The sequence below is a fragment of the Paenibacillus alvei DSM 29 genome (genome assembly GCF_000293805.1).
GTDB classification, from domain to species: Bacteria; Bacillota; Bacilli; order Paenibacillales; family Paenibacillaceae; genus Paenibacillus_B; species Paenibacillus_B alvei.
Map to the genome: position 1 here is coordinate 413,124 of NZ_AMBZ01000003.1, position 12,853 is coordinate 425,976.

Annotated in this window: 10 protein-coding genes; 7 read left to right on the forward strand and 3 right to left on the reverse strand. The window is 46.1% G+C overall.

Features of this window, described 5'->3' with window-relative positions; genetic code table 11:
• Window positions 1–97 precede the first annotated feature (97 nt).
• Window positions 98–2,290 (reverse strand): HelD family protein, encoded by a 2,193-nt coding sequence (locus PAV_RS12265; RefSeq protein WP_005546550.1) that lies wholly within the window; start codon window positions 2,288–2,290, stop codon window positions 98–100.
• Window positions 2,291–2,648: 358 nt separating this feature from the next.
• On the opposite strand from PAV_RS12265, the gene PAV_RS12270 reads away from it, so the two are divergent.
• From PAV_RS12270 to PAV_RS12290, 5 genes are all read left to right on the forward strand, one after another.
• The gene (locus PAV_RS12270; protein ID WP_005546551.1) at window positions 2,649–2,948 is read left to right on the forward strand and encodes a hypothetical protein; all 300 of its coding nucleotides are present in this window, start codon (window positions 2,649–2,651) and stop codon (window positions 2,946–2,948) included.
• Window positions 2,949–3,159: 211 nt separating this feature from the next.
• Window positions 3,160–3,924 carry an ABC transporter ATP-binding protein gene (locus PAV_RS12275; protein ID WP_005546552.1) on the forward strand — a complete coding sequence of 255 codons (765 nt, stop codon included), beginning with the start codon at window positions 3,160–3,162 and terminating at the stop codon, window positions 3,922–3,924.
• Window positions 3,899–5,806 (forward strand): FtsX-like permease family protein, encoded by a 1,908-nt coding sequence (locus PAV_RS12280; protein WP_005546553.1) that lies wholly within the window; start codon window positions 3,899–3,901, stop codon window positions 5,804–5,806. Before PAV_RS12275 ends, PAV_RS12280 begins: the two co-directional genes overlap by 26 nt.
• 195 nt (window positions 5,807–6,001) lie before the next feature.
• On the forward strand, window positions 6,002–6,766 hold the full coding sequence (locus PAV_RS12285) for an ABC transporter ATP-binding protein (protein WP_005546554.1): 765 nt from the start codon (window positions 6,002–6,004) through the stop codon (window positions 6,764–6,766).
• Complete coding sequence (locus PAV_RS12290; protein WP_005546556.1) at window positions 6,741–8,648, forward strand: ABC transporter permease; 1,908 nt, start codon at window positions 6,741–6,743, stop codon at window positions 8,646–8,648. The genes PAV_RS12285 and PAV_RS12290 overlap by 26 nt, the downstream gene beginning before the upstream one ends.
• Before the next feature lie 78 nt (window positions 8,649–8,726).
• Here the strand turns inward: PAV_RS12290 and PAV_RS12295 are convergent, their stop codons facing one another.
• Window positions 8,727–9,242, reverse strand: coding sequence for an HPP family protein (locus tag PAV_RS12295; RefSeq protein ID WP_005546558.1), 516 nt, complete (start codon window positions 9,240–9,242; stop codon window positions 8,727–8,729).
• A 208-nt stretch (window positions 9,243–9,450) separates the two neighbouring features.
• Between PAV_RS12295 and PAV_RS12300 the strand changes: the two genes are divergently transcribed.
• Window positions 9,451–10,341, forward strand: a complete 891-nt coding sequence (locus PAV_RS12300) for a LysR family transcriptional regulator (RefSeq protein ID WP_005546560.1) — start codon at window positions 9,451–9,453, stop codon at window positions 10,339–10,341.
• Window positions 10,342–10,372: 31 nt separating this feature from the next.
• Here the strand turns inward: PAV_RS12300 and PAV_RS12305 are convergent, their stop codons facing one another.
• Window positions 10,373–11,215: a DeoR/GlpR family DNA-binding transcription regulator gene (locus PAV_RS12305; protein ID WP_005546563.1), complete on the reverse strand. Its 843-nt coding sequence runs from the start codon at window positions 11,213–11,215 to the stop codon at window positions 10,373–10,375.
• Between the two features lie 236 nt (window positions 11,216–11,451).
• On the opposite strand from PAV_RS12305, the gene PAV_RS12310 reads away from it, so the two are divergent.
• Window positions 11,452–12,702 (forward strand): metallophosphoesterase, encoded by a 1,251-nt coding sequence (locus PAV_RS12310; protein ID WP_005546565.1) that lies wholly within the window; start codon window positions 11,452–11,454, stop codon window positions 12,700–12,702.
• Window positions 12,703–12,853: the final 151 nt, after the last annotated feature.

The window sequence follows — 12,853 nt, forward strand, 5'->3', positions numbered from 1 at the left end:
CGAATGTTCTGGATGAATGCGCGAACAAAGGACATTCTTCAAGGAAATAGAATTCGCTAAAGAATGTCCTTTGTATAGGTGAATGTGCTGCGTTTCATTAAGGAATATAGTCGACCGTATCTTCGTCATCCGTGCATACGAGCGGCGATAGCTTAGCCGTCGGTTCATGAAGAATCCACAACTCGTGCAGGGCGCGTGTGCAGCCAACATACAGCAGCTTCGCATCAAGCAAGCTGCTCGGGTAGCGCTGCTCATCGACGTCAATGACCAGAACAGCATCGAATTCCAAGCCTTTGGACAAGTAAACGGGAAGAACGGATATTCCACCCTCATACTGCTGCTCATTTCCATCAATCAGGTGGATTCGCTGCTTCAGATCTCCTTCGGCTTCAGCTTGTAGCACGACGTGCAGCTCCCTTGCTTCTTCTGCTGTTCGGGTTAATAACGCAATCGTATTATGCCCGCTGTTCTGGAAGTCTGCGATCATTTGCTTCAACTGCTTTGCTCTTTCGTCGGCCTTACTGCTGACGATACGCACCTTCTGCCCGCTGCGGAATACAGGAACGGCCAGCATATCTGTTCCGACACCGCGTTCTAGGATGACATTCGCGAACCGAATGATTTCCATCGTCGAGCGGTAACTGCGTGTTAAAGCGAAGTAATCTGTGGCTTCCGCTTCGAACAGCTCCCTCATCTCTGACCAATCATGTATCCCGGCATAGGCGTGAATCCCCTGTGAGAGGTCGCCTAGTATAGTGAAAGAGTGGTTCTTGGCGAAGCGATCCAGTACCGCAATCTGTAACGGTGAGAAGTCTTGAGCCTCGTCGATGACGATATGGTCGTACCGGTATTCCGATGGAATTCCATGCAGAAGGATATGCAGATAAAGCAGCGCTGCCAGATCTTCATGACGTACAGTATTTTTCTTTAGATATGCGAACGTCTCTTTACGTACAGGTTCTGGAATAACGAAGCTGTTAGAAGCAGTCTCACTGTCCTTAGCTTTTGGGTCGAATAGGGAACGATACATGAGCCACGTATCCAAAGCAGGCCATTTTTTCATGTAGGCCTTGAGACGCTGCGTAGACAGCTTCTTCTTATCCTTCAGTATCGTCTTGGAATGTTCTCGCTTTAGCTCCATCTGAATCCAGCGCTGAATGCGCGCCATTACTCGTTCTTTGCGCTTCGCCGGTTCATAGGAGCGATATTCTTCATGGAACCAGCTGTATATGGTTGCATATGGAAGGACATTTCCGTCCCAAGGTGAAAAGTCGATGGTAGGAACCGCATGCTGTTCGGACTCCTTCATCAGTTGCTCAATATGAGTGAGGAAGGCAAGAGAGCCTTTGAATCGGCCAGACACTTGGTCACTTAATACAGGACGTGAATCCAAGGAGCCGTACCATGTTTCAACCTGTTCCATTGGTGATGCGAGCGTAACCGATAACTGCATATCCATCACGGCCAAGGCCCAGTCAGGGAACGTCTGCTGCTGGATGTTGCCGACACCCAGTTCAGGCAGGACATCGGATATATAGTTCAGGAACATGCGGTTCGGCGCAAAAATCATCATCTTCTCAGCACGAATCTGCTCCTGATATTGATAAAGCAAATAAGCAAGGCGGTGCAGGGCTACGGTCGTCTTACCACTACCAGCGACCCCTTGTATGAACAATGCAGTATTCTTGGGAGCGCGAATGATTCGATCCTGCTCCGCTTGAATCGTAGATACGATATCGCGCAGTCGATTGTCCTTGTTCTCTCCTAATCGGTAGACGAGAAATTCGTCTGTGACATGACTGTCGCCTTCAGAACGATTATAGGTGTCTACGACTCTTTGCAATTGTTGGCTACGTACTGCCAGGTTGCGCTTGAGATGTACGATGCCCTCGATAGGGCCGTCTAATGAATCATAAGATACCGGAGCGGTTCCGCCGGAGAAGGAATAGAATAAGCTCGCTATTGGTGCTCTCCAGTCAATCACGAGCGGGTACGCTTCATTCTCGACTTCTGCACTGCGATGAACTCCACGTTTGCCGATATACAGCTTAAGCGCTTCGTTCTTGCCATTTTCTTCGAAATCGATTCTACCGAAATAAGGCTCTTTGCGAGCTTGAGCCAAGCGTTCTTCTTGCTGTTTGCGATTGTCCTCTAATACTTGCAGTGTGAAGTCGTGCCCTGTATAAGGGACTACATGATGAACCTTTTCGTATTGTTGCTCGATGATGTCGAGCGTGTCTTTCAGACGGTGTTGCTCTTCTTGAAAGGCACTTTGAAACGTGTCGCTCACCTTCAGTTACCTCCTAAGAAAGGATTGTATGCTCTTTTCCACTTCCTTGATCGAAACCTCAAAATATGGAAAGAGAAGAACTAATATATCATAACGAGGCTAAAAAGGCAATGAAATTTTGGTTCCCTAGAGAAGGCTCTAGAATTCGGCAAGAGCCGCGGGGCGGCTATATTCGTCAAAATGTACGCTATCAAGCCATATATAATGATGATAGGAAAAGTAAGTATTAACCTCGATATTCATACCATAATGATGTAATGCGTCGTATTGAAAAGTGGACAAGAGAATTTCGACACCTAGATTTTGATTTCCATGTTACAAGTGAGAGTAATCCTAAAAGAGGAGGTGTGTCATTCAAATGAAACATTCCAAACGATTTCTTCTCTTATGTACAGTATTTGTTATGATGTCAGTTATGCTAAGCGGATGCGTGCCTGGAGACGGCTCGTACTCAGAGCAGTCACCTGCAGGCTTCTTCTGGGGAATATGGCATGGATGGATCGCACCGATCTCGCTTATTATTGGATTGTTCAAAGACGGAATTCGTGTTTACGAAATGAATAATACAGGCTGGTGGTATGATTTCGGATTTTACATAGCAATTGTAGGCGGCTTTGGGGGCTTTGCATTTGGACGAAGAAAAGGGGATCATCATTAAGTAGACTGTAAGCTAGTTGTCGATATAAAAGGATTCTTTGCATACTGTCATGCGAGGATCCTTTTTATTTGACTAGGAGATGTGATTTATTAAAATGGTCTACATGACAAAAATGAAAGGAAATTGTAAGGCATAACAATGGTTACATTTCATCGTAACAGGTAAAGTATGTTGTACAGAAAAGGTTTACGAAGGAGTGTAATTCGAATCGATGTTGGAAGTCAGAAATGTATCCAAAATATATGAAGGAAAAGTGTCCTACAAGGCGCTTTCAAATTTGAATTTATCGATAGGAAATGGCGAATTCGTCGGCATCATGGGGCCTTCTGGGAGCGGGAAGACCACATTCCTGAATGTCGTGTCCACGATTGACAAGCCATCGTCGGGAGAAGTGTTGATTGGCGGCAGTAATGCGCATGCTCTTAATAAGCGCAAGCTTGCCTTGTTCCGCCGTCGGGAACTCGGATTCGTATTTCAGGATTTCAACCTGCTGCAAACATTAACGGTAAAGGAAAATATCGTGTTCCCCCTTACGCTGGAGAATGTGAGCATTAAGGAGCAAGAGCAGCGTGTTAAGGGTATCGCAGATAAGCTAGGTATTGGTCATATTTTGGACAAGCGCACCTACGAAATATCTGGCGGTCAGTGTCAGCGCACTGCGATCGCAAGAGCGATTATTCATCAACCTAAGCTGCTGCTTGCGGACGAGCCGACTGGTAATTTGGATTCCAAATCAGCCAAGGACGTGCTTGAAATGATGGAGAAAATCAACAAGGAAGATGGCACCACAATGATGATGGTAACCCATGATGCGTTTGCAGCGAGCTATTGCGACCGTGTCATTTTCATCAAGGATGGTACGCTGTACCAAGAGCTGCACAAACACGATCAACGACAAGTATTCTTCCAAGAGATTATGAATGTATTGTCGGCATTGGGGGGAGCGGAAGATGAACTTTCGTCAGTTCGCGTTTAAGAACGTTTTTCGGAACAAACGGCTGTATGCCGGTTATTTCATAAGCTGCGCGTTCTCCGTCATGATTTTCTTCGTCTATTCGATGCTGGCTTTTCACCCGGAATTGAATATGGCTGGCAGCGGCAAGTATGGCAGGGGCGCGCAAGCAGGGATGGAAGTCGCGCAGTATATCATTTATGTATTTTCCTTCTTCTTTATCCTGTATTCAATGAGCGTCTTCCTGAAGACTCGAAAGAAAGAGTTCGGTGTCTGCATCATGCAGGGGATGTCTGATATGCAGTTGAAGCGCCTCGTATTTGTAGAAAATATCATTATTGGATTTGCTTCAACCGTTGCAGGTATATTGACTGGACTAGTCATGTCTAAGGGAATGCTCATGCTGGGTTCATCGCTGTTGTATTTGGATGATCCATTGTCATTCTATTTCCCAACGACGGCGTTGTGGTTCACGTTCGCAGCTTTCATGGCATTGTTTATTGCGATTTCATTATTTACGGCTACCATATTGCGTACAAGTTCCTTGATTGACCTGCTGAAAGCTTCGACGAAGCCGAAGCCAGAGCCTAAGGCTAATGCGGGGCTCGCGATATTTGCAGCACTATGCATCTTGGGCGGCTATGGAACTGCGTTCGTAGTCCGTGGGGAACAGGTCTTATTCGCCATGCTGCCTGTCGTCGTTCTAGTCTCAGTAGGCACTTATTTCTTATTCACGCAGCTAAGCGTATTCATCATTCATAGGCTGAAAAAGAAGCAGAAGCTGTACCGCAGAAACACAAATATGCTGACATTGTCGGACTTGGCCTATCGGATGAAGGACAATGCACGGATGTTCTTCCTCGTCGCGATTATTTCCACGGTAGCTTTTACAGCTATTGGTACACTCGTTGGCTTCAAGGCAATGCTGACAAATAGTGTGGCAGACCTGATGCCGCCTATGTCGTATGAATCGAATACAATGAGCAATAAGCAAGAGCAGAAACATGTAGCTATGATTGAATCAGCACTCAAGAAAGAAACCATCAAGTATGATGCCTACATCATTCATAGTAAAACAGCAGAATTCAAAGACGGATCAATTATGAAGGTGATTGGTGCAACGGAATACAATTCATTCGCTAAAGAGCGCATTCAGCTCGGTCAGGGTGAAGGATTCATGCTCGCAACGATAAGCAATGATTTTGGCAATATGAGTTCCACTTCAAATTGGTCGAAGGGGCAGTCCTTGACAGTGAAGCAGACAGGTAAGTTGAAGCTTGTTGACTCACTTGAGATGACCGACGAGGTGAGACAATATGTATCGGGCGGCGAAGTGCTGGTACTGTCAGATGAGGACTTTAAGGCAATCCCGCTTGCGAAGTTCGACGAAACACATTATATCTTTAACATGGAAAACTGGCAGGCGACAAAGGCATTGTCAGCAGACCTGGAAAAGCAGTTCCAAACTGAAAAGCAGCAAGATTTCCGCTTCCAATCCAGAGCGACATCGATGTCAGAACTCAATCAAGGGATGGGACAAATACTGCTGACTGGCTTATTTGTCGGAGTCGTGTTCTTCGTATCAGCAGGCAGCTTCCTGTACTTCCGCCTATTCTCGGATTTGGATAACGATCTTATCCAGTACCGGGCAATTTCGAAGCTTGGCTTGACAGAAGGGGAGCTGTCCAAGGTTGTTACGACGCAAATCGGACTTCTGTTCTTTGTTCCGATCATTGTGGCTATCGTCCATGGAGCGGTTGCGCTGAACACGTTGCAGAACTTGTTCCCGAACGTATCGATTTTGAAAGAAATCATACTCGTATTAGGTACGTTCTTTATCATTCAGGTCGTGTACTTCTTATTCATCCGAGCAAACTATGTAAGAAAGCTGAAAAAAGTATTGTAATGACGAAGGAATATCGCAGTAGATCGTTATTGGGGGCAGGCCGTATTATGGCTTGCTCTCTTTTTTTGATTCAATAGCACAGCAGCTCTGGTGAACATGACAAAAATGAAAGGAAAATGTAAGCAACAACAATGGTTGCATTTACTAATTCGCAGTACAGTAAAGATATCGAAATGACAAGGAGCGTGTGAGACTGTGTTAGAGGTTAAAAATGTTTCTAAAGTATATGAAGGTAAAGTTTCCTATAAAGCCTTATCTAATTTGAACCTGACCATTCGAGAAGGCGAATTTGTTGGCATCATGGGGCCGTCAGGGAGCGGGAAAACGACATTTTTGAACGTAGTATCGACAATCGACAAGCCCACATCTGGAGAAGTATTGATCGGTGGGAGTAATGCTCACGCCTTAAATAAGCGCAAGCTGGCATTGTTCCGCCGCCGTCAGCTCGGATTCGTGTTTCAGGATTTCAACCTATTGCAAACTTTGACGGTGAAGGAAAATATCGTGTTCCCGTTAACATTGGAAAATGTGAGCATTAAGGAGCAGGAGCAGCGTGTGCAAGCGATAGCGGAGAAGCTGGGCATCAAGCAAATTTTGGACAAGCGCACGTACGAAATCTCTGGGGGACAATGCCAGCGGACGGCAATCGCTCGTGCGATGATCCATCATCCGCAGTTGCTGCTTGCGGATGAACCGACAGGGAATTTGGATTCGAAGTCAGCTAAGGACGTGCTCGAAATGATGGAGAAGATCAACAAAGAGGACGGCACGACGATGATGATGGTTACACACGATGCATTCGCTGCCAGCTACTGTGATCGCGTGATCTTTATCAAGGACGGCTCGCTGTACCAGGAGCTGCACAAGCATGATCAACGACAAGTGTTCTTCCAGGAAATTATGAATGTGTTGTCGGCAATAGGAGGCGCGGAAGATGAACTTTCGTCAGTTCGCGTTTAAAAACGTTATTCGCAACGCGCGGCTGTATGCCGGTTATTTTATAAGCAGTGCTTTCTCTGTTATGATCTTTTTCGTGTATTCAATGCTGGCTTTCCATCCAGAATTGAATTTGGCAGAGAGTGGGGGGTTCGGAAAAGGCGCACAAACAGGGATGCAAGTTGCCCAGTATATTATTTACGTCTTTACGTTTTTCTTCATCCTCTATTCGATGAGCGTCTTCTTGAAGACGCGGAAGAAAGAATTTGGTGTCTGCATCATGCAGGGGATGTCCAATATGCAGCTGAAGCGTCTCGTATTTCTAGAAAATACGATCATTGGATTTGCCTCGACTGTAACCGGTATAGCAGCAGGATTGATTATGTCCAAAGGGATGCTTATGCTCGGTTCGTCCATGTTGTATTTGGAGCATTCGTTATCGTTTTACTTGCCAACAAAGGCGATTTGGTTTACATTTGTGGCTTTTATACTGTTGTTCCTTGCAATCTCATTCTTTACGGCGACAATCTTGCGAACAAGCTCACTTATTGACCTATTGAAAGCCTCGATGAAGCCAAAACCCGAGCCGAAGGCGTCGGTATGGCTGGCTATTTTGGCTGCCATGCTGCTGCTGATCGGTTATGCGATAGCTTTTGTCGTACGCGGCGCCCTTGTTATGCTGGCCTTGCTGCCAGTTGTCATTCTCGTATCGATTGGCACCTACTTCCTGTTCACACAGCTCAGTGTATACATCATTCACAAGCTGAAGAAGAACAAGAAGCTGTATCGCCGCGGTACAAATATGCTGACACTGTCCGATCTGGCCTACCGGATGAAGGACAATGCGCGAATGTTCTTCTTGGTCGCGATTATTTCAACAGTAGCGTTTACAGCGATCGGCACGCTTGTCGGGTTCAAGGCGATGTTGACGGAAAGTGTAGCCGGCTCTATGCCGCCATTATCCTATGAATCGACAACTGGCGATAAGCAGGAGCAGAAACATATTGCCTACATTGAAGCAGGGCTGAAGAAGGAAAATATTAGTTACGACTCTTTTGTCATTCATAATAAGGATGCGAAGCTGAAGGATAGATACTCTTTTAATGCGATACCAGTATCTGATTATAATCGAATCACGGAGGATAAGATTGCTGTAGATGCAGGAAGCGCGATATTGCTGCAATTCAAGATGGATGACTTCGGGTATAACCGAGGAAAGACGGACTGGTCGAAGGGGCAGACCTTGACCCTGAGCAACGGTAGCAAGCTTCAATTGGCAGATGTGCCTCAGATGAGCAGGGATGTTCGCCAATACATGACTGCACATCATGTGCTTGTGATGTCGGATGAAGATTTCAAGGTGCTGCCTGCTTCTAAGACAGATATGACAAACCATATTTACATTATGGATAATTGGCAAAGTACGAAGAAACTGTCCGAGCAATTGGAAAAGCAATTGAATGCGGATCAGGCTGGTGCCAACTACCGATTCAGTTCGAGAGCACTTGCGATGACGGAAATGAATCAGGGCATGGGACAGATTTTGCTGACAGGCTTGTTCGTTGGCATCGTATTTTTCGTGGCGGCAGGCAGCTTCCTGTACTTCCGGTTGTTCTCGGATTTGGATCACGACATCATTCAGTATCGTGCCATTTCGAAGCTCGGCTTGACAGAAGGGGAGTTGTCAAAAATTGTATCCACTCAAATTGGCCTGTTGTTCTTTGTTCCGATCATCGTAGCTGTCCTTCATGGAGCTGTGGCATTGAACACGCTGCAAAATTTGTTCCCGCAAATCTCTATTTTGAAGGAAATCGTACTTGTACTCGGTACATTCTTCGTTATACAGGTACTCTATTTCTTGTTCATCCGAGCAAACTATGTGAAAAAACTAAAGAAGGTGTTGTAGGACGGGTTCAGTCATACGTACTCGATAGTAAGGAGCAGACCGTTGATCGGTCTGCTCTTTGTTGCATAATGGCTTGATTTAGAGCCATCGCTTCGGATAATGAAATCCGCGTGCACGATGGTAAGCCCAAGCTGCCAGCACCAAGATTACAGCTCCGATTCCTACGGGGAGCAGCAGAAATGACCACGAAGCACCCGTCATCATCATAAGCAGCGGATCTGCGCCCGCAGGCGGGTGAACGGTATGCGTCCACTGCATCAGGATTATGGCAAGACCGATAGCAAGCGCTAAGCTCCACGGATGCACGCCACAACTTGAGCCAATGATAAATCCGACGAGGGAACTGATGAGATGTCCGCCCACGACATTGCGCGGCTGTGCTAGCGGACTGTCCGGCAATGCGAAGAGAATGACACAGGATGCTCCAAATGGTGCCATCAGATAGGGCCAATTGCTCCATTTTTCAAGTACAGCCAGCAGCAATATGGCTAAAGCTCCACCGATTCCTGCGGTAAAATACATTTTTATGTTCATGAAATAGTTACGATTATAATCTGATCGATTCGATGTTTGTTTTACAGTTGATTGATCCATACAGCAACATCCTTCCTCGGTTCTTGTTAGGACGCGCGCTTCCAAACTACTTCTGCATCGATGTCTGAAAACTATTGTATAATGAATACAGGTATTTGTAATACGAATAATTTCGATATAATATATCGGGAAATGAAATATCTAATATACAATCGAAATTGCATGGATACGATCAAATTGGAATTGACTAAAAGAAGGAGTAAATATGATGCTGGATAAATTAGATGGGCGCCAGATTGCAACGGTATGGGCAGTTGCACAAGCGAGGAACATCAGTCAAGCTGCCGAGCAGCTTGGTTATGTGCAGTCCACTGTGACCTCACACGTTCAGTCGGTAGAGAAAATAGTAGGACATGCCTTATTTCATCGTTTGCCCCGCGGTGTGGAATTGACAGAGGCCGGAGCTATATTCATGAAGTACATGGAGCGTTGGCAGCAGCTTAATTCAGAACTAAGAGAAGAATTGCTGGAAGGGCATCAGCTTGTAGGGGAGGTTGCAATAAGTATATTGGAATCGTTTTGCACGACGAGAATGCCGGCAATGCTAAAATCTATATTTCGGAAGCACCCTGGCATTAAGCTTCAGCTGATTCCAGGTTTCATGGATGATACATGCCATCGGGTGCTTAAAGGGGAGTGCGAGCTTGGAATTGTGCCTTGCCGACCGCAGATGGAAGGGGTGGAGTTCGTACCTCTTGTTCGAGAGCGTATGGTATGGGTAGTTTCAATGGATATGCGATCGCAATGGGATAAGCAAGGGTGGGAAGCGTTTGAGACGGTCAGGGTAATTGGGTTTGGGCCGCAATGCGCATATCAGACTATGGCATTCGAACTGTTGCAGGAGCGCGGGCTCAACCCGATTCAATACAGTACCTTCCACAGCATAGAGATGATGAAGCAGACGATTAAGCTTGGTTTGGGAATGGCACTGCTTCCATACAGCGCAGTGTGGGAGGAGGTAGAGCAAGGGGATTTGGAATGCCTGCCGTTACGGGAGCAATATTTGACGCATGGGCTTATATGGAAACAGGGGGATGATTTATCCCCCGCAGCGATTACCATACGTGACATACTGGTCAATCGTTTCATGATGGACTAATAGGCTAGGGCAAATCAAGTATGTATGGATACTATGATAGTGGCAAAGGTTTTTTGTCCTCTTTTTTGCTGCGACAAGCAGCAGCATATTGCTTGTTAGGGTCGCACTCATCATCGATAGCGATGGATTGAGTCGACAGCTCTTCCTTCCATTGGGCAGGCAATGGACAATTGGTAACGAGCATTTGGAAGCTGGATAAATCAGCGATTTTGATTAAACCGATTTTCTCGCATTTCGTTATATCTGCAACTAGTATCGTTTGTTTCGCATGCTGGAGCATAATTTTGCGCATTTCGGCTTCATCCTCATTGGCATCGGTTACTCCATGCTTCAGATCGATGCCGGAGCAGGAAAGAAAGGCTTTGTCGGCAGTGTATCGGGAAAGAGATTTGGCAGCAGCGTGGCCAGAATAGGATAGCGAGCGGCGACGAAGCGTGCCGCCTGTGCTGATTAATCTGATATCCTCGGCATCCGCCAGCTCCATGAGGACGTTAAGCGAGTTCGTGATGACGGTCAATTGTTTATGTGTTTTTATGATCTTGGCAATGTGAAGTGAAGTTGTACTGGAGTCGAGCATAATCGTATCCCCGTTACGGATAAGTTTAGCGCATTTTGTTCCGATCCACTTCTTCTCCGATAAATAACAGTCCTCGCGCACCCATACAGGGACCTCGGAGCTAACGGAAGTCTCTGCTAAAAAAGCCCCCCCATGCGTTCTAAGCAGGAGCCCTTCCTTCTCCATGCGACCCAGGTCTCTTCGCACTGTCTCTTCGGTTACTCGAAACTGCTTGCTGAGCTCTGCGACGAGGACTCTGCCGTCTTTGTACAGGTGCTGCATGATGCGTTTTCGGCGTTCAATGGCTAACAATGGCATTCACACATCCTTACGATATGGTTGACAATGGTGGCATCTTCTTTATGTAGAACTATATTATAGCGAAATATGGTATTTTTGACGAGTTAAGATAGCTTAACATTTTACAAAATAATTGAACCTCCAATTCTTGCTGGTCATCTAGCGAAAAAGGGAATAGACTAAGGGAGAGTTATCCATTCTTTATGTCGTTCGAATCGATTACATGGAATGAATAGGACAAGGGAGATGATCGAATGATGTCAGCACAGACACAGCCTACACTCGTTTTTCCCGTAATTAGTGACGTACATATCGACCCATCTGGTGAAGAAAGTGTTGTTAAGTTCGAACGTGCGATGTTGCAGTTGAATGCGAGGGCGCCTCATCAGGATGCATTCGTGATCGTAGGTGACTTGACAAACAACGGACTAGAAGAAGAATATGATCGCAATATGGAGGTTTTTTACAAGCACAAACTTCCAGAAGCAAAGCCGCTCATTGCGATTGGCAACCACGACTATTGGAATGGACTTCCGATCGAGGAGGCGCAGGCACGCTTTCTAGCGAAAACGGAAATGCCTTCATTATATTTTCATGAGGTGATAAAGGGCTATCATTTCATCGTGTTGGCGACGGAGGACAAAGTTACATCAGGATACTTTTCGTTGGAACAAATTGCATGGCTTCGCGAACAGCTGCAAATGGCTGCAGCAGATTCATCAGATCGGCCCATTTTTATATTCTTGCACCAACACTTGAAGGACACGGTTTACGGCAGTGAGGATTGGGGCATCTTGGACAACATTGAACCTCTGATGAAGGCATTGCGCCCCTATCCGCAGGTGATCACATTCTCTGGACATTCTCACTATCCGCTTCAAGATCCGCGCAGCATCCATCAGAAGGATTTTACTTCCGTTGGAACAGCCTCGCTAAGCTATATGGAAGTGGAGCATGGCAAGCTGCAGGGAAACTTGCCGTTAAGGGGCGAGTATTTCAGTCAAGGCTGCCTTGTTGAGGTGTATGAGGATCGCGTTGCTATTCATAGGCTTGATTTCGTGTATGAACGGGAGCTTGGAGATACATGGGTCGTACCTCAGCCGGCCTCTCGATCTTCCTTCATCTATACCAATATTCGAGATGCAGAAGCACCGACCTTCCCGCCGCATGCGGTTCTTCTTGTAGAAGCAGACTGTACAACATCGAATTCGACCGTCATTATTTTCGATCAAGCGATAGATAATGAGCTTGTACATTCTTATCGAATTTCATTTAAGCCTCATGCAGCAGATGCAGCTGTCGAGTATTTTGCATACTCTGAGTATTATAAGTACCCTGTTCCCGAAAAGCTTCGTCTTGAGATTCCAGGGTTGGAACCAGATCGTGAGTACTTGATTACCGTGCAGGCGATCGATGCTTTCGGGAATGTGAGCGAGCAAATGCTGCAAGGCAGCTGCCGCACATGTCCTGCAGAAGCATTGACGGATAGAGTTCGGACAAACTAAGTCCTTGCTTTTGTAAGCAACGAAACGGTTTATCCATAGGGAGTGTCCTTCGCAAGGAATTGCGTTAGGTCACTCTTTTTTACTTCAAGGTGAAAAAACATGGAAAAGTATCAATAATCGTTGCTTTGTCATATATTCGTGAAAGCGCTCT